Annotated in this window: 18 protein-coding genes; 4 read left to right on the forward strand and 14 right to left on the reverse strand. The window is 74.3% G+C overall.

What is annotated here, in order from left to right:
* Window positions 1-17: 17 nt before the first annotated feature.
* The 3 genes from AB1673_04005 to AB1673_04015 form a co-directional block, all read right to left on the reverse strand.
* Window positions 18-764: a SigB/SigF/SigG family RNA polymerase sigma factor gene (locus tag AB1673_04005; protein ID MEW6153144.1), complete on the reverse strand. Its 747-nt coding sequence runs from the start codon at window positions 762-764 to the stop codon at window positions 18-20.
* Between the two features lie 9 nt (window positions 765-773).
* Window positions 774-1,154, reverse strand: a complete 381-nt coding sequence (locus AB1673_04010) for a hypothetical protein (GenBank protein ID MEW6153145.1) — start codon at window positions 1,152-1,154, stop codon at window positions 774-776.
* Between the two features lie 82 nt (window positions 1,155-1,236).
* A complete protein-coding gene (locus tag AB1673_04015) occupies window positions 1,237-2,511 on the reverse strand; it encodes a Clp protease N-terminal domain-containing protein (protein MEW6153146.1) in 1,275 nt (424 codons plus the stop codon).
* A 51-nt stretch (window positions 2,512-2,562) separates the two neighbouring features.
* Between AB1673_04015 and AB1673_04020 the strand changes: the two genes are divergently transcribed.
* Complete coding sequence (locus AB1673_04020; protein ID MEW6153147.1) at window positions 2,563-2,907, forward strand: helix-turn-helix domain-containing protein; 345 nt, start codon at window positions 2,563-2,565, stop codon at window positions 2,905-2,907.
* Between the two features lie 74 nt (window positions 2,908-2,981).
* Here AB1673_04020 and AB1673_04025 read toward each other — a convergent pair whose 3' ends face one another.
* The 4 genes from AB1673_04025 to AB1673_04040 are packed head-to-tail and all read right to left on the reverse strand — an operon-like array spanning window position 2,982 to window position 5,843.
* A complete protein-coding gene (locus AB1673_04025) occupies window positions 2,982-4,025 on the reverse strand; it encodes a hypothetical protein (protein MEW6153148.1) in 1,044 nt (347 codons plus the stop codon).
* A complete protein-coding gene (locus tag AB1673_04030; GenBank protein ID MEW6153149.1) occupies window positions 4,010-4,705 on the reverse strand; it encodes an SCO1664 family protein in 696 nt (231 codons plus the stop codon). The genes AB1673_04025 and AB1673_04030 overlap by 16 nt, the downstream gene beginning before the upstream one ends.
* Window positions 4,702-5,202, reverse strand: a complete 501-nt coding sequence (locus AB1673_04035; GenBank protein ID MEW6153150.1) for a DUF3090 family protein — start codon at window positions 5,200-5,202, stop codon at window positions 4,702-4,704. Before AB1673_04035 ends, AB1673_04030 begins: the two co-directional genes overlap by 4 nt.
* Window positions 5,199-5,843 (reverse strand): histidine phosphatase family protein, encoded by a 645-nt coding sequence (locus AB1673_04040; GenBank protein MEW6153151.1) that lies wholly within the window; start codon window positions 5,841-5,843, stop codon window positions 5,199-5,201. The genes AB1673_04035 and AB1673_04040 overlap by 4 nt, the downstream gene beginning before the upstream one ends.
* 28 nt (window positions 5,844-5,871) lie before the next feature.
* Between AB1673_04040 and AB1673_04045 the strand changes: the two genes are divergently transcribed.
* On the forward strand, window positions 5,872-6,555 hold the full coding sequence (locus AB1673_04045; GenBank protein MEW6153152.1) for a uracil-DNA glycosylase: 684 nt from the start codon (window positions 5,872-5,874) through the stop codon (window positions 6,553-6,555).
* Here the strand turns inward: AB1673_04045 and AB1673_04050 are convergent, their stop codons facing one another.
* Genes AB1673_04050 through AB1673_04075 form a run of 6 tightly spaced genes read right to left on the reverse strand, consistent with a single transcriptional unit; the run spans window position 6,556 to window position 13,536 of the window.
* A complete protein-coding gene (locus AB1673_04050; protein MEW6153153.1) occupies window positions 6,556-7,734 on the reverse strand; it encodes a Coenzyme F420 hydrogenase/dehydrogenase, beta subunit C-terminal domain in 1,179 nt (392 codons plus the stop codon).
* Window positions 7,735-7,758: 24 nt separating this feature from the next.
* Window positions 7,759-8,037 carry a DUF6457 domain-containing protein gene (locus AB1673_04055; protein MEW6153154.1) on the reverse strand — a complete coding sequence of 93 codons (279 nt, stop codon included), beginning with the start codon at window positions 8,035-8,037 and terminating at the stop codon, window positions 7,759-7,761.
* Between the two features lie 24 nt (window positions 8,038-8,061).
* Window positions 8,062-8,685 (reverse strand): NTP transferase domain-containing protein, encoded by a 624-nt coding sequence (locus AB1673_04060; GenBank protein MEW6153155.1) that lies wholly within the window; start codon window positions 8,683-8,685, stop codon window positions 8,062-8,064.
* A complete protein-coding gene (gene fdhD / locus AB1673_04065; GenBank protein MEW6153156.1) occupies window positions 8,682-9,548 on the reverse strand; it encodes a formate dehydrogenase accessory sulfurtransferase FdhD in 867 nt (288 codons plus the stop codon). Before fdhD ends, AB1673_04060 begins: the two co-directional genes overlap by 4 nt.
* Window positions 9,545-12,049: a SpoIIE family protein phosphatase gene (locus AB1673_04070; protein MEW6153157.1), complete on the reverse strand. Its 2,505-nt coding sequence runs from the start codon at window positions 12,047-12,049 to the stop codon at window positions 9,545-9,547. Before AB1673_04070 ends, fdhD begins: the two co-directional genes overlap by 4 nt.
* A 29-nt stretch (window positions 12,050-12,078) precedes the next feature.
* Window positions 12,079-13,536 (reverse strand): AAA family ATPase, encoded by a 1,458-nt coding sequence (locus AB1673_04075; GenBank protein MEW6153158.1) that lies wholly within the window; start codon window positions 13,534-13,536, stop codon window positions 12,079-12,081.
* Between the two features lie 202 nt (window positions 13,537-13,738).
* Here AB1673_04075 and AB1673_04080 point away from each other — a divergent pair, with 202 nt between their 5' ends.
* Window positions 13,739-14,479 carry a DUF6390 family protein gene (locus AB1673_04080; protein MEW6153159.1) on the forward strand — a complete coding sequence of 247 codons (741 nt, stop codon included), beginning with the start codon at window positions 13,739-13,741 and terminating at the stop codon, window positions 14,477-14,479.
* A 13-nt stretch (window positions 14,480-14,492) separates the two neighbouring features.
* Here the strand turns inward: AB1673_04080 and AB1673_04085 are convergent, their stop codons facing one another.
* Window positions 14,493-14,909 carry a helix-turn-helix domain-containing protein gene (locus tag AB1673_04085; GenBank protein ID MEW6153160.1) on the reverse strand — a complete coding sequence of 139 codons (417 nt, stop codon included), beginning with the start codon at window positions 14,907-14,909 and terminating at the stop codon, window positions 14,493-14,495.
* 76 nt (window positions 14,910-14,985) lie between these two features.
* Between AB1673_04085 and AB1673_04090 the strand changes: the two genes are divergently transcribed.
* Entirely contained in the window at window positions 14,986-15,921 is a 936-nt protein-coding gene (locus tag AB1673_04090; protein MEW6153161.1) for a trypsin-like peptidase domain-containing protein, read from the forward strand.
* The last annotated feature ends 197 nt before the right edge of the window (window positions 15,922-16,118 follow it).

Raw genomic sequence — 16,118 nt, forward strand, 5'->3', positions numbered from 1 at the left:
CCTGCGGGGGCCGGGTTTCATAGGGACCCCGCCGAGTCTTCGCGTAGCTGGGCCAGGCTGCGGGCCAGCAGCCGCGACACGTGCATCTGGCTGATGCCCAGGCGGCTGGCGATCTCGGACTGGGTCAGCCCTTGGAAGAAACGCAGGTGGAGGATCATCTGCTCGCGGGGAGCGAAGCGCTCGATGAGCGGGGACAAGGCGGCCCGGTGCTCGCTGTTGACGAGGTTGGGGTCCTCGGCCCCGAGCTGGTGCGACAGGGCGCTCTCGTCCTCGCCCCCCGCGGGCGCGTCGAGGGACGTGAACCGGTAGGCATGGCCCGCTTCTATGGCCTCGACCACTTCTTCCTCGGAGACCTTGGCGGCGTCGGCGATCTCGGGGATCGTGGGCGACCGCCCCATCTCCTGGGAGAGGGTGCTGATCACGCTGCCCAGGCGCAGGTGCAGCTCCTGGACACGGCGAGGCACCCGCACGGCCCAGCCTTTGTCCCGGAAGTGGCGCTTGAGCTCGCCCACGATGGTCGGGGTGGCGTAGGTGGAGAACTCCAGGCCCCGGCCCGGGTCGAAGCGGTCGACGGCCTTGAGCAATCCCAGGGCCGCGACCTGCATGAGGTCGTCGAGCGGTTCGCCCCGGTTGGTGAAGCGGCGGGCCAGGTACTCGGCCAGGCCCATGTGGGCGGTGACCAGCTCGTCGCGCAGGGTGCGGTCGCGCGACTCTGCGTAGGCCTCGAACTTGCGGCGGAGCTCCTCGCGACCGTCGGGCCCCATCGACACCGCTCAGCCCCCCCGGCGGCGCTTGACGAGCCGGAAGGTCGGGCCCTCGAGACCGGGCTCGAGATGGCACTCGTCGGTCACGGCCCCCAGTATCTGCATCGACATCGGTGAAAGCAGCGGCTCGTGGTGGGCGCCGTCGGTGAATTGGCCCTCGCCCTCGACGGCCAGCCCGTCGGGCAGGACCTGGTAGCGGACGGTGATCGTTCCCTCCCGGCCCTCGGGGCCGACCAAGGAGAAGCACAGCTCGTCGATGGCGATACGAAGGTCGTCGACCTCGTCGAAGGTGAACCCCAACCGGCTGGCCACGCCCGCGGCGAGTATGCGCGTCATCCTCAGGTACTCGGGCTGGGCCGGCACCGCCAGGCGTACTTCTCCCCCGTTCACGGTCATCCGACCGTAGTCGCTGGCAGGCTGTGGCCGGACGTTGGCCGCGGACTGGAGCGGGGCCCACCCCGGCCCGGTGCTGCTAGGGGGTCGAGGGGGGGCCGAGGTCGTCGAGGGCGGCGGCCAGCAGGTCGGCGGCCGAGTAGCGCCCCTCGGCGCCGGCCTCGCCCGGCGGGCTGGGGCTGCACGACCAGCCCGTGACCGCGAAGCCCTCGCCCGCCCGGCTGACGGCCACCGAGAGCTCGGCCGCCGGCCCGGTGGCCGCCAGGGCGGGGCCCAGGGCGGCCAGGAGCCAGCCAGCCAGAAAGGCCCGCACGGCTGCCGGGTCGACACCCGGTGCCAGCCAGAACCGGGGGACCAGTCCCTCGGGCCGGCTGGTGACGGCGTAGGTGGCGGCATCGGCCTCGGCCCAGCCCGGGCGCGCCCACTCGCCCGGCGCCCGGGTGAACCCCTCGATCGCTCTCACCGACTCCCCGGCGGCCCCGACGACGGCCTGCCACAGCCGTTCCGACCCGGGCAGCATCGGGCCCCGCAGCACCTCGACTTGGAGCCGGGCGTAGAGGTCGCGCACCCGGGCGGCCAGCGCAGGCTCCTCGAGGCGGACGGTCAGCATGTCGCCCTCGGCCTCCAGGCTGGTGTTGAGCGCCCCCCAGGAGACCGCGGTGTGGTCGGACGTGCCGGCAGTGCCCAGCTCGGCCACCTTGGCCTCCACGGCGTCGCGGGTGACCCCTAGCTCGGCCAGCGCCCGGGCGGCCAGGCTCTGGTCGTCGTCGAGCAGGCCCAGCAGGTAGTGGTGGGAGGCGACGGGCGCCCCCGCGGCCCGGACCGTGGCCCGCTCGGCGACCTGGGCCGCCCCCGGGGTCATGGCCGCCATCGACGCCGCCGGCCGGCGCCAACTGGGGCGCCACCCGGGCCGGCCGGTGGGCGCGGGCAGGCGGGTGGCGACCTCCTGGCGCAGGGCCGCCAGGTCGGCTCCTTGCCCGGCCAGCACCTCGGCGGCCAGCCCTTCGCCCTCGCGCACGAGCCCGAGCAGGATGTGCTCGGCACCGATGTGGCGGTGGCGGAGGGCCAGGGCCTCCCGCAGGGACAGCTCGAGCACCTTCTTGGCCCTGGGCGTGAACGGGATGTGGCAAGTGGGGTGGCTCTCGCCCCGGCCGGCGGCGGCCAGCAGGGCGGCCCGCACGGCTGGGGCGTCGACCCCGACGGCCGCCAGCGTGCTCGCCGCCGGAGAGCCGGGGGCGGCCAGCAGCCCCAGCAGGACGTGTTCGGTGCCGATGTAGTTGTGGCCTAGGCCGCGGGCCTGCTCCTGGGCCAGCACGACCGTGGCCCGGGCCTCGGGGGTGAACCGCTCGAACATGGCCCTATTGTCATACCCCTGTCAAGACCATGGTTGATCTATATTTCTGATATGGACGCGTGGGACGAACTGCTGGAGCTGTCCCGGCTGGAGGCCGGCCTCGGTGCCCAGGACGCCACCTGGGTCACGGTGGCCGAGGCCGAGGAGCGCGCCGGCGTGTCCCGGTCGGCCCTACGGGCCTGGTACCGCAGCGGCGAGCTGCCGTCCCAGGTCGTCGACGGGCCCCACGGCCCCCAGCGCCTGGTCGCCCTCGAAGCCGTCGAGGCCCGCGCCCGCCGCTCCCCCCGCATTGCCCGCAAGCAGGCCCGCTCCGTCGGCCTGGAGGCCGAGGTGGCCTCCCTGCGCGACCGGGTGGCCGCCCTCGAACAGCGCTTGGCCGACCTCGAAAGCGGCTGACGGCCCACCCCGACCCCGGTGCCCGCCCGCCCGGTGCCCGACCGCCAGCCGGCCCGGGCCGCGCGGTAACTGGGTCAGGCTGGGGGGCGGTCGGTGGCCTCGATGGCGAACGACACGCCCCCGGCCGGGCGTTCGGCGGCCAGGCGTAGCGACCACCCGGTGGCCGGCCCGGTCCGGTGCCAGCGGTAGAAGTGCACCTGCCCGAGGTGGGGACCGAGGTCGGGCCAGGCGTCGAGGGCGGCGTCGCCGGCCAGGGCGGCCGCCGCCCACCAGGCCGCGAACCGGCCCTGGGCCATGCCCCGGCGCCGGCCCCGGGCACCCCCACTGGCGCCCGCCCAGGCCATGGTGGCCAGGGCGGGGGCCGCGTCCACGGGGACGAGGACCAGACCGCCGTTGCCATCCCCAGCGACCGCGGCCACGGCGTCGGCCGCGTGGCCCTGCACGGCCACCGCCCGGGCGGTGCCGCCGGACTGGGTGGTCCAGGCCGAGACCAGCTCGACCAGGGCCTCGACGGCCATCGCCTCCGCCGCGGGCGCCGGCCCGCCCGCGCCGGTACCGACCTCGCCCTCGCCCTCGCCCTCGCCCTCGACCTCGCCCTCGCCCTCGATGGAGGTAGGGGCGGGCGCCGCGTCGTCGAAGGTCGCCTCGTAGGCCCGGTAGTGGGCCAGGGGGTAAGCGGGCTCCCACGGCTGGAGGACCAGGGGCAGGTCCACGACATGGGGGTCGACCCGGCCGTCGGAGCGCAGGTCCTCACCCCGCACCACCCGTTCGTGGGCCACGAGGGCGGCCTCGGGGGAGAGCGGCAGGTGCGGGGCCAGCTCGTCCCAGGTGTGGGTGGAGGCCGCCACCTCCGACAACGGCCCCAGGGCGAAGCGACCGGCCCCGGGCTCGACCACCGGGCCGGCCCAGCGCCCAGGGGCCTCCAGGGCCAGCCGGTACTCGGCGTGGCTGGCCGCGGGCCAAAGCTGGCGGCCCCGCTCGAAGGCCGCCCGGCAGCGCCGGCGCAGGTCGGCCAGCCCCTCCCAGTCACGGGTGTCGCAGAAGCCGTCGACCCTCCGGAGCAGCTCGTCGAGGTCGCCCATGTCGACCAGGTCGGCGACGCTCAGATCAGGGGCCACGGGAACGACCTGGCCGAGCGGGCCGGAGGGAAGACGGGGTGGCGCACAAGGTAGGCAGCCCGGGCCACCAGGGCCTCGGCCTCCTCGCCGCTCAGGAAAGGGGCCAGGGGGGCCGGGGCGGCGGTCAGCAGGGCCATGCGGGTGATGGCCTCCATGAGCTCGGGCGGGACGGGCTGGCCTTCGAAGTCCCACATCACGGTGCGCAGCTTGGGGTGGGCGTGCAGGCACAGGCCGTGGTCGATGGCCCAAACCCGGCGCTGGCTGCCCTCGCCCGCCACCAGGCAGTGGCCCGCCTTGCGGTCGCCGTTGTTGACCAGCAGGTCGAAAGCGCAGATGGCCTTCAGCCGGGGGTGGTGTTCGGGACGTTCGAGCAGCGTGAAGTAGTGCTCGTCGAAGTCGGCGTCCACGAAGCGCTGGACCGAACCCGGCCCCAGCGGGCCGTCGCGCTCGACCGTCTCGGGGACCAGGGCCCAGCCCAGCCACTCCGACACCAAGTAGGCGGCCACCTCCCGGCGGTAGAGGCCGGGCGGGTAGTCCCACAAGGGGCGCTCGCCCCGCAGGGGCTTGTACACCGCCCGGGCCTTCTCGTCCCCCAGGCAGAGCTCGACTACGAAGCTGGCGTTGGAGCTCCAGGGCAGGCGGCCGCGCACGGCCATCTCGCCTTCGGAGAGGAGCGTCAACGGCCTCCCAGGTCGCGGTGGCCGTTGAGGCGGACGCACATGTGGCCATCGGGGTCGAGCGGGCCCCCGCACAGGGGGCAGGGGGGACGGCCGGAAGCGACGACCGTCGAGCCGTGGCGGGTGAACGCCGCCATCTGGGCGGTCGTGGCCCTGATCAGGGCACGGGCCGGGGGTTCGTCCTCGTCGACCATCTCCTCGGCGACCAGCAGGAAGCGCTCGTCCTCCTCGTCGTAGGTAACGCCCAGGGACCCGACCACCCACTCGGCCACCACCGGCTCGGCCAGGTCCATGTCCGCGGGAACCGCTTCCACGGCGGGCAGGTCCTCGAGCATCTCGTCGAGGTAGCGGCACAGGGCGGCCACCTGGGCCTTCTCCAGCCGCAGCGACACGACCCCGCCGGGATGGCGCACTTGCAGGTAGAAGACGCGCTGGCCCGGGGGCCCGATCGCGCCGGTGGTGATCAGCTCGACCTCGTGCAGTTCGAACGAGCTGCTCATGACGGCCGCGGGGCCAGCGGGACGGGGACCCAGTTCTGGTGGACGACCATGGGCCCCAGCTCCCCGTAGAAGATGGCCGTGATCGACGCCGGCGAGATCGTTATGCGCTGGAACATGTCGAGGTGGGCGCCGGTGGCGTGCCCGGCCGCGGCCTTGATGGTGTCGGCGTGGGAGACGGCCACCACCGTGGTGCCAGGGTGGGCGGCGACGATCCGCTCGACGGTGGCGACGACCCGGGCCTGCAGCTCGGTGAACGACTCCCCGCCGGGGAACCGGAACCCGCTGGGGTTGCGCTGCACCCGCTGCCAGGCCGGCAGCTTGGCCACCGCCTTGAGCTCCAGTCCCGTCCACTCCCCGATGTCGAGCTCCAGCAGGCCCTTGTCGGGGACCACCTTGAGGCCCCACGCCGCCGCGATAGGAGCGGCCGTCTCCCGGGCGCGCTCGAGGGGCGAGCTGTAAACGGCTTCGACCTTCTTGAGGCCGGCGATGGCGTCAGCCGCGGCCTGGGCCTGGGCCCGGCCCGCGTCTGACAGGTGCAGGCCGCGCGCCCGCCCGGGCAGGACCTTGCCGGTGGTGGGCGTGAGGCCGTGGCGGACGAACAGGATGGTCGTCGACGGGAGGGGGGCAGGACGGCGGGCCATATCGACCGGCCAACCTACCCTGGCGGATGTGGACGACCGGCCCGTGGACCGTCTGGCCGAGCTCACGGACGAGATCGTCGGGTGCCGGGCCTGCCCCCGCCTGGTCGAGTGGCGCGAGCAGGTGGCTGTTGAACGGCGGGCCTCGTTCCGCGACCAGGACTACTGGGGCCGGCCCGTGCCCGGTTTCGGGGACCCCGACGCCGGCCTGCTCGTGGTCGGCCTGGCCCCGGCGGCCCACGGGGGCAACCGCACGGGCCGGGTGTTCACCGGCGACCGTTCGGGGGACTGGCTCTACCGCGCCCTGTGGCGGGCCGGCTTCGCCAACCAGCCGGTGAGCGTGTCGATCGACGACGGGCTGGAGCTGCGGGGCGCTTACGTGGCGGCCGCCGTCCGCTGCGCCCCCCCGGCCAACAAGCCCACGCCTGCCGAGCGGGACCGCTGCCTGCCTTACCTGGCCCGGGAGATGGACGCCCTGGGCGGCGTACGGGTGATCGTGGCCCTGGGCCGGTTCGCCCACGACGCCGTGTGCGCCCTGGCCGGCACGGGCCGCCCCCGGCCCACCTTCGCCCACGGGGCCGAACACGCGCTGCCCGACGGACGGGCCCTGGTCGACTCGTTCCACCCCAGCCAGCAGAACACGTTCACCGGCCGGCTCACCGAACCCGCCTTCGACGCCGTGTTCACCCAGGCCCGTGCCCACTTGTCGCGCTGATCAGCCCTGCTCCGGTCCAGGGGCGGGGTTCTTCTTCTTGGCCTTCTTCTTCTCGGGGGGGATGAGGCGGGGAGCGTCGACCCAGGCCGTCTCGGGCCAGCGCTTGCGCTGGTTGGTCGAGAGCTTGCGCAGCAGGGCGATGGCGCCCGGGTCGTCGTCGCCCGGGCGGCCGATGATCGTGCCGTCCTCGAGCATCTTGACGAGGACCTCGCGGCCCAGGTCGGTGCGCACGATGGTGAGCGTCCAGTCGTTGAACGCACCGATCCCCCCGGTGGCGATGTCGGAGTGCTCGGCCGCGAAGTCGGGGCACATCTTGCAACCCTCACGGGTCCAGGCGTGGCACTCCTTGAGGGGCACCTCGTGGTAGGAGCCGTCGCGCATCCAGACCTGCAGCGCCCCCTTGATGTTCATCTTGGCGATGTCGGGCCGCTTGAGGCCGTAGCGGGCCTCCAGTAGCTCCTCGAAGATGGCGTCGTCGAACGTCTTGGAGCACAGCAGCCCGATGTTGAGGGCGAACCGGCGGGCCACCTTGCCCGCTTTGCGCACGTCCATCACCGGGGGCACCGAGGACTGGCAGCTCATGCCCACCAGGGCCAGCTTCTCGGCGCCCCCGGCCACGGCTTCGTCGTAGGCCATCGTGTTGGCCGAGTAGGTGTAGCGGCTGCCGGCCGCGGCCAGCACCTCCTCGCGGGTGCGGGCCACACCCGGGACGGCCTTCCACGACGTGCCGTCGCCCTCCAGGTAGGACACCAGGGCGGCGTCGATGTAGCCGTGGTCGAGGGCCCAGATGAGGATGGCCGATACCAACCCGCCGTCCTGGCCGAGCCGGTGGACGGTCTCGTCCGATGCCCGGGCCAGGATGATGTCCTTGCTGATCCCGTCGACCTCGTGGCGCTCACGGGGCCGGCCGAACAGGTGGTTGTCGATCTCGGGCTCCCAGGCCCGGAAGCGGGGGCAGGCCCGGGTGCAGGAGGTGCAGCCCTTGTCGCCGTGGCCGCACCCCTGGGGCCCGCCCTCGGCCTCGAGGTGGAACGGCTTGTAGACGCCCTTGTCGTCGTCGTAGCCCAGTACGTCGTAGGGGCAGGCCACCACGCAGCCGGCACAGCCCGTGCACAGGCCCGAGGTGACGACCTCGGAGAACAGATGGGACCAGTGCAGGATCTCGCGCGCGGCGGGCATGACGCCGCCACTGTAGGTGGGCGGTCAGCCGTCCCCGTTCGCCTTCGCTGGCGCCGGCGGCGCTCCGGGCCAGGCCGCGGCCAGGCGCCGGACGGTCTGGGCGTGGCGATCCAGGCCGGCCGCCCCCGGGCCAGCGGCCAGGCCCAGCAGGAAGGCGGTCACGGGCGCGGCCGGGCGGTCGACGGCGTGGGCCACCTCGCGGGCCACATCGAGCAGCAGGTCCCGGGCCGCGGCCAGGTCGGCCGGGCCCTGCACACCCAGTTCCTCGACGACGGCCGCCATCCACCGCTCCAGCTCGTCCATCGGCTCTTTCTAGTGCCTCCGGCGTCAGGACTGGCCGCCGCCCTGCGCCCAGCGGCGGGCGGCGGCCAGGTCGCCGGGTGTGTCGCAGTCGAGCCACGGTGGGGGGCCGTCCGCCGGGCCCAGGCCGCTGACCCTCACGACGGGCCGGGCGGCGGCCAACACCCGGTGGGCCGGCAGGCCGGCGGCCCCCGCCGGGCCGGGCCCGGCCGCCTCCCGCAAGGCGTCCCGCAGCGTCGACGTCGCCCACGCCGAGAGGAGGAACTGGTCGCGCCCCGAGCCGTCGACAGCCAGGGCCACGCCGCCCGAGGGGGGGACGGCGGCCACCAGGTGGGCGACGGCGGCCGCGTCCACGAACGGCAGGTCGGTGGCCAGCACCACCACCCGGCCGGCGGTGACGTGGGCCAGCCCGGCGGCCACGGCCGCCGCCGGCCCACCGCCGGGAGGTTCTTCGTGGACGGCCACCACCTCACGTTCGAGGCCCGCGGGCACGGGCCCGGCCACGACGACCCGGGTGGCGCCCGCTACCGCGGCCACCACCCGGTGAGCCAGGGGGACGCCGTCGACCACGAGGGAGCCCTTGTCGGCGCCGCCCATCCGCCGTCCCCGGCCCCCGGTGAGCACGATGGCGTCGAACTCCGGCAAGCTCATGTGCTGACGCGGTGCGCGCCTGCGTACACGTTCGCCCGCCGGTCGCGGAGGAAGGCCACGAGCGTCAGGCCCAGCTCGTGAGCGGCCTCGACCGCCAGGCTCGACGGGGCGGACACCGCGCACACGACCGGGACCGATGCCGCGGCCGCCTTCTGGACGATCTCGAACCCGGCCCGCCCGCTCACGACCAGGACGGCGTCGCGCAAGTCCGCTAGCCGCCCGTTCATCAGGGCCCAGCCGATGACCTTGTCCACGGTGTTGTGGCGCCCGATGTCCTCGCGGGCACACCACAGCTCGCCCCCGGGCGAGAACAGGCCGGCGGCGTGCAGGCCGCCGGTGGTGTCGAACGTCCGCTGGGCGGCCCGCAGGGCGTCGGGGAGCGAGTACAGGACCGAGGCGTCCACCACCGGCCCCTCCCCGGGCGCCAGGGGCCGGGCCCCCCGGGCCCGCAGGCCGTCGAGGGAGGCCTTGCCGCACACGCCGCAGGCGCTGGAGATGGTCCCGTAGCGTTCGAGGGGGGCGAGGTCGGGCAGGCGGGGCGAGCTGAGGCGCACCGTCACCGTGTTGAAGAGCTGGTCGCTCCCGTCGGTGCAATAGGCGATGCGGTCGAGGTCGCGCCGGCTGGCGATCACCCCCTCGGTGTGCAGGAAGCCGGCGGCCAGCTCGAAGTCCGAACCGGGCGTGCGCATGGTCACGGCCACCGTGCGGCTATCGGGGCCGGCCGAGAGGCGGATCTCCAGCGGTTCCTCGGTGGCCACCTTGTCGTGGCGGGTCACATCGCGGCTGCCGCTGATCACCCTGACGACCGCCGGGGTGGTCGGACCAGGCCTGCGGGCGGCGCGGTCGGCGGGCGGAGCGCTCACCAGGAGGCGGGCCGCACCGGGACCTCGAACCAGGCCCGCCGGCCCCGGGCCGTGGCCAGCACGCCCCAGCCGGCCGCCCCGGCCGTGAGCCGGGCGGCGGCCCGCTCGCCCACGAAACCGACGGCCTCCACGTCCACCTCCGGGGCCAGCCCCACGGGCGGCTGGCCGGGCCCCGTCGGGGGAGGGCCGGTCGTGGGACCGTGGGCGGCCGCGCCCTCGTCATGGCTCCGGCCCCGGGGCCCGACGGGCGCCGGGCCGCTCCTCGGTCGCGGCACGGTGCCCTGCGGGGGAGGCCCGCCCGTGTCGAAGCGAAGCCGCGGGGCGGGAGAGCGCCAGCCCCCCAGCCCGGGGCCCACGGGCGGCTGGCGGTGGGTGGCCAGGGACCCGTCCCCGATCTCGACCCGCAGGCGGGACCCCTGGTAACGCACGATCACGGCCATCGGTCCGGGGTCGCATCGGGGGGCCACGGCGGGCACCAGTTCGGCCAGGAGGGGCCCGGGCTGGTTCTCCACGAGCTCGGAGAGCCCCCAGCTGTCGAGGGCCTCGTCCACGAAGCGGGCGGCTGCGGCGGCGGCCGACAGCGGGGCCGGCGGGCCGGTGGGCAGCGGCCCGGTGACCAGCGAGGTGCGGGCCACCCGGGGCGGCCGGGGCCGGGTGGGGAGGTCGCCGTCCCAGTCGGCCCCGGCCTCGGCCCGGGCGTCGGCTGGTACCCGCAGGACCAAGATGGCGAAGTCGTCGCCCATCGTGCCCCCGGCGAACTCGGTCGCCCCCCGGCCGATGGACGCGGCCAGGGCGGGGGCATCCATCCCGGCCCCGGCGATCAGGGTGGCGGCCAGTTCCTCATCGGCGAACTGGCCCCCCGCCGGCGAGCGGGCTTCGGACACGCCGTCGGTGTAGAAGACCAGGGCGTCACCGGGGCCGAGGTCGACACGGTCTGAGGTCAGCTCGGGGTCCTCGAGCACGCCGATGAGGGTGCCGGGCTGGCCCCGCACGTCGATCCACCCCGCCCGGCGGACGACCACCGGCCGGGGGTGGCCGGCGCACGCCAGCGTCACCCGGGCGCGCCCGCCGTCCACCTCCACGCAGCCGTAGACAGCCGCGCAGAACCGGTCGTCGGCGTCGGGTTCGAGCATGACGGCGTCGTTGACCCGCCGGAGCACGGCCACCGGGTCGTCCTCGGCGGTCGCCACCGCCCGCAGCGTGTAGCGGACCAGGGCGGTACGCGAGGCGGCGGCCGCCCCCCGGCCGCAGACGTCACCGATGGCCACGCCCCAGCGTCCCAGGCCCAGGGGGAACACGTCGTAGAAGTCGCCGCCCACGGCCACCGAGCGGTCCCCGGCCCGGTAGAGGGCCGTCACCTCCAGGCCCGGCACCTCGGGGGCCCGCGGCGGGAGCAGGCTGCGCTGGAGCGTGCGGGCCGTCTCGCGTTCGAGCTCGTAGAGCCGGGCCCGCTCCAGCGCCTGGGCGCACTGGTCGGCCAGCGACTCCAGGAAGTCGGCGTCGTCCTCTTCGAACCGCTGGGGCGAGTCCCACCCGAAGGTGGCCACTCCGAAGACCTGCTCGCCCAGGGCCAGGGGTATGACGGCCAGGGCCACGCTGCGGGTAGGGTCGGGGTCGAGCTGCGGGTAACGCGAGGCCCACTGCTGCTCGTCGCCCACCAGGACGAGCCGCCGATCGAGGAGGGCGTCGGTCGTGGGCAGCCGTTCGTCGAGACCGATCCGGGCCCAGCGCCGGCGCAGGTCGCCCTCGTAGCCGAACGAGTGCAGCAGGCGCAGGGCCGTCCCTCCCTCGGCCAGGACGAACAGCGACGCCCGGTGGCAACCGAGGGCCTCCCCGGCACCCGAGGTGACGACCGCAGCCACCTCGTCTACCGTCCCGGCGCCCGCCAGCCGGGCACTGACGGCTTGCATCTGCGAGAGCCGCTCGGCCATGCGTTGGGCCGAGGCCCGGGCCCGGTCGGCGGCCTGGTAGAGGCGGGCGTTGTCGATGGCGATGGCCGCCGGTGCGACCACGGCGGCCACGACCCGTTCGTGGTTGTCGTCGAAGGTCCCCGGCCGCCCGTGCCCGAGGACCAGCGCCCCCAGCACCTCACAGGACCGCGAGACCACGGGGTAGGCCAGCCAACTGCCCTCACCCAGGTCCCCGCCATCGGGCCCGTCCAGGCGCACCGCGCCCTCGCCGCGGATCACCGGACCGAGGGCGTCGACATGGGCGGCGCTGGGCGCCTGGGCGAGGAGGTGGGGAACGGGGCCCGAGGACGCCCGGGCCACGTCGGGCGGTCCGGCCGGCAGGAAGGCCCCGAACTCGGCCCCGACCAGTTCGGCGGCCGCGTCGACCAGGCGCTGGAGGACCCGGGCCAGGTCGAGCTCGGCGACCAGCGAGGAGGAGACCGACCGGAGGCGGCCGACGATGTCAGGGCTGTACCCGGTCGCCGCCTGCTCGGGCCCCGGCCGAGGCCCGGCGACGGGCGACGGCTCGCCGTCATGACCACGCTCGACCACGCGCCGCCAGCCTAACCGGGCCGGCCGGATCAGGCGCTGGGCGCCACCCGGGTGGGGCCGGAGCCGCCGTGGACGAGCTGGTGCAGCTCGCCGGCCGTGACCGTCTCACGGTCGAACAGCTCCTGGGCGATGCGGTTGAGGTCGTGCTCGTTGTCGCGCAGGATGGTGCGGGCAGCCTGCTCGGCTCGCACCAGCAGCTCCCGTATCTCGCGGTTGCCGCCTCCCTCGTCAGTCCCGCCCCGGGGCTTGCCGTCGCCCGGCGAGTCGCCGGCCAGTTCGAAGCGGCCGGTCATGGCCAGCTTCTCGACCATGCGCCGGGCCAGGGCCGAGGCGTGCTCGAGGTCGTCCTCGGAGCGGGTGCTGGGCTGCCCGAACACGTTGATCTCGGCCGCACGGCCCCCGAGCAACACGATGAGCTGGGCCATGAGCTCCCGCTTGGTGATGACCTCGCGGTCTTCGGCCGAGGCCCACGGGGAGCGCCCGAAGGCGTTGGCCCGGCTGATGATCGAGATGCGGGGCGGCGGGTTGACGCCTCGCAGCAGGACCGACAGCAGTGCGTGGCCCCCCTCGTGGACGGAGACGAGCTGCTTCTCCTCCTCGCCCATGAGCTTGGCCGTGTGGGTGCCCGACAGGACGCGGGCCGTGGCCTCCTCGACGTCCTCGGGGACCACCCGGTCGCGGTGGCGGCGGGCGGCCAGCAGGCACGACTCGTTGACGATGCTGGCCAGTTCGGCGGCCGTGAGCCCAGCCGTGTTGGCGGCCACGTCCGACCAGTCGACCCGCCGGGAGATGGGACGGTGCATGGCGTGGAGCATGAGGATCTTCTCCCGCCCGGCCCGGTCCGGACGGTCGACGCGGATGCGCCGGTCGAAGCGCCCGGGACGCAGCAGGGCGGGGTCGATCAGCTCGGGCCGGTTGGTGGCGCCCAGGATCAGCACGCCGCTGGCCCCCAGGAAGCCGTCGAGCTCGACCAGGAGCTGGTTGAGCGTATGGTCGAACTCCCGCTCGCCCGACACGTCGGCGTTGCGGTGGCGGCCCACGGCGTCGAGCTCGTCGATGAACACGATGCACGGGGCGTCACGCTTGGCCGCCTCGAACAGTTGGCGCACGCGGGCTGCGCCCAGGCCCACGAACTTCTCCACGAAGCTGGTGGCCGACACGAAGTAGAAGGGCACCCCGGTCTCGCCCGCCAGCGCCCGGGCCAGCAGGGTCTTGCCGCACCCGGGCATGCCGTAGAGCAGGATGCCCTGGGGCAACTGGGCGCCCAGGGCCTGGAACCGGGACGGGTCGGAGAGGAACTCGGTCACGTCCCGCAGCTCGGCCTTGGCCTCGTCGAGGCCGGCCACGTCCGAGAACGTGACGGTGCGGCCCGAGGCGTCGGCCTTCTCCAACTGGAAGGGGGTCTCGCCGCTACCGCCGGCGGTGGCCGCCTTGGCCTTGCTGCCGGAACCTCGGAGCTTGAACGGGTTGCGGGACGGCCGCGTCATGCGGAGAGCGACGATAGTCGCCACCAGGATGGCCGCGGCGCCACCCAGTACGTCAGGTCTGGTGAGAATGCTGGACGCCAGCAATGGCGCGCTCCATCCGATCGGGGGAAGTGGCGGGCGCAGATAAGGCCCTAAAGGATCGCGCACAGTTGGCTGGCGCGCCACTGCACCGCAGGAAAAATTCTGGTGGTAGACCAGACGGGTGGAAGTGGTGACGGCCGGCTCGGCGGGCATCGCCCTGTTCATCCGCTACGCGTTCATGCCCAACCACCTGGGTTACTGCGGTGGCAACCAGAACGAGTTGCTCCTCGAGCAGGCGGCCACCGGCCAGGCCGGCCCAGCCCTGACACCCCTGCTCACCCAGTTCTCGGGGGCTACTCCCTACCTGCGGTCAATAGCGGCGGCCAACCGTATCGGTGACCCGTTCGATCGCCGGGTGGTGGAGGCGTACTGGCTGGGCAACGAGCTGCTGGCTGGGGTGGACGCTGGCGATCTGTACAAGACGCTCGATGAGCGCTTCGGGAGCCAGCTCCCGCCGAAGCTGCGCGCCCAGGTGCTGCGCAAGCCGCCTGAGGGGGCCAAACCGTTCCATCTCTTCCATGTCGTCGACGTTTACCGCCACCTTGAGCGCGAATCGGTGGGAATGGCCGCCATCGAGAGCTGCCGTATCAGCTGGGGCCAGGTCACGGCCGTCGACGGGGCCGCCCTGATGGTCGCCCGCCAGCCTCTCGTGTGGCGGGACGGCAAGCTGGCCCTGGGCCAACCCCAGCCCGAGCGGGCCTTGCGTTCGGTCGACGGCCTCGGGTTCGCCGACGACGTGGCCGTGGGGGACTGGGTCTCGGTCCACTGGGGCTGGGCCTGCGAGGTCCTCGACGACCGCAAGCTGGCCAACCTGCGCCGCTGGACCGCCCACCACCTCACCATCGCCAACCAGACGGTCTGACCCGCTCCGGGGATCAGAGGTGGACGATGCCGTCGTCCTCGCCGTCGTCGGCCGTGCGGGCGCACGTCGGGCACCACCAGCGGGCCTCCAGGGCGGTGCCGCACGGGCTGTGGCGCAGGGGTTCGGCGCGGCCGGTGGACGCCCCCCACTGGGCCAGCAGGCGCAGGGCGCCCGCCAGCTCGTGGCCGGCGGCCGTGAGTTGGTAGACGACCCGTAGCGGGCGCCGGGAGTAGGGGACGGCTGTCACCACGCCCTCGCGTTCGAGGTGGCGCAGGCGCTGGGTGAGGACATTGGGGGCGATACCACCCAAGTCGACCTGGAGGTCGTTGAACCGCCGGGGCCCGGCCAGCAGGGCGTTGACCAGCAGCAGGGCCCACCGGTCGCCCACCCGGGCGACGGCCTCGGCCAGGGGGGAGGGCGGGTCGGCCACGTTCCCCATCATTCCTCTTGCCGGGCCCTCACGGTTGTGGTGTACTGACTTGCAAGTAGCAAGTTACTAGGAGGAGATGGACGAGATGCCGGCAAAGGTGCTCGGGGAGTTGCAGGATGCGGCCCAGGCCGTGGCCCGGACGGCCGGCCGTTCTGTGGTCGGGATCGGCCACGGCTGGGGCCTGGGTTCGGGGGTGGTCATCGGTGACGGGCTGGTCCTCACCAACGCCCACAACGTGGGCGGTCCCGAGGTGGCGGTGACGTTCGCGGGCGGGCGTACGGTGGCCGGCCAGGTGGTCGGGGCCGACGTCGACGGCGACCTGGCCGTGGTCCGGGTCGACACCGGCGACACGCCGGCACTGGCCTGGGAACCGACCGGTGACGGCACCGGGGACGATGCCGACGAGGCCGGGCTGGCCGTGGGGGCGGTGGTGTTCGCCCTGGCTAACCCCGGGGGCCGGGGCCTGCGGGTCACGGTGGGCATGGTCTCGGCCGTCAGCCAGGCCTTCCGGGGCCCGAGGGGGAGGCGGGTGACGGGCACGGTGGAGCACACCGCCCCGCTGGTGCGGGGGTCGTCGGGCGGGCCCATCGTCGACCTCGAGGGCCGGCTGGTGGGCATCAACACCAACCGCCTGGGCGAGGGGTTCTACGCCGCCATCCCCGCCGGTGCAGGGCTCAAGGCCCGCGTCGACGCCCTGACCCGGGGCGAGGCGCCCCACCGGCCCCACCTCGGGGTGGGCCTGGTGCCGGGCCGGGCCGCCCGCCACCTGCGCCGATCGGTCGGGCTCCCGGACCGAGACGGGGTGCTGGTGCGGGTCGTGGAGCCGGGCGGCCCGGCGGCCGAGGCCGGAGTCCGCGCCGGCGACCTGATCGTGAGCGCGGGCGGCGCCCCTGTCGCCCGGGTGGACGACCTGCACGCCGCCCTCGACGCCCTGCCCACTGGCCAGCCGTTGGCCCTGGGCCTGGTCCGCGGCGCCGACGAACTGTCGGTCACCGTCTCCTGGCCCGAGTAGCGGCGGACAACCCCACCCCACCCCACCCCACGAAACCCGCGCGGGAATCGTGGGCGAAATGCCCACGATTCCAGGACTCCTGACATAGTGCGCTGAAAGCCCTGGTGGCGAGGGCCCCATCCATCATCTGAGGCCGCCGAGCGACGATAATAGATGATGTCGAGTGCTGCGGTCCTGGTGGGTGCTGGACTGGCGAG

Source organism: Actinomycetota bacterium, assembly GCA_040754375.1.
Taxonomy (GTDB): Bacteria; Actinomycetota; Acidimicrobiia; order Acidimicrobiales; family AC-14; genus JBFMCT01.

Coding starts and splice junctions, on each gene's coding strand:
- AB1673_04035 (MEW6153150.1), bottom strand. CDS start 5,202: ATGAGCAGCTCGTTCGAACTGCACGAGGTCGAGCTGATCACCACCGGC.
- AB1673_04040 (MEW6153151.1), bottom strand. CDS start 5,843: ATGGCCCGCCGTCCTGCCCCCCTCCCGTCGACGACCATCCTGTTCGTC.
- AB1673_04015 (MEW6153146.1), bottom strand. CDS start 2,511: ATGTTCGAGCGGTTCACCCCCGAGGCCCGGGCCACGGTCGTGCTGGCC.
- AB1673_04075 (MEW6153158.1), bottom strand. CDS start 13,536: ATGACGCGGCCGTCCCGCAACCCGTTCAAGCTCCGAGGTTCCGGCAGC.
- AB1673_04055 (MEW6153154.1), bottom strand. CDS start 8,037: ATGGACGAGCTGGAGCGGTGGATGGCGGCCGTCGTCGAGGAACTGGGT.
- AB1673_04060 (MEW6153155.1), bottom strand. CDS start 8,685: ATGAGCTTGCCGGAGTTCGACGCCATCGTGCTCACCGGGGGCCGGGGA.
- AB1673_04050 (MEW6153153.1), bottom strand. CDS start 7,734: ATGCCCGCCGCGCGCGAGATCCTGCACTGGTCCCATCTGTTCTCCGAG.
- AB1673_04005 (MEW6153144.1), bottom strand. CDS start 764: ATGGGGCCCGACGGTCGCGAGGAGCTCCGCCGCAAGTTCGAGGCCTAC.
- AB1673_04090 (MEW6153161.1), top strand. CDS start 14,986: ATGGACGAGATGCCGGCAAAGGTGCTCGGGGAGTTGCAGGATGCGGCC.
- AB1673_04020 (MEW6153147.1), top strand. CDS start 2,563: ATGGACGCGTGGGACGAACTGCTGGAGCTGTCCCGGCTGGAGGCCGGC.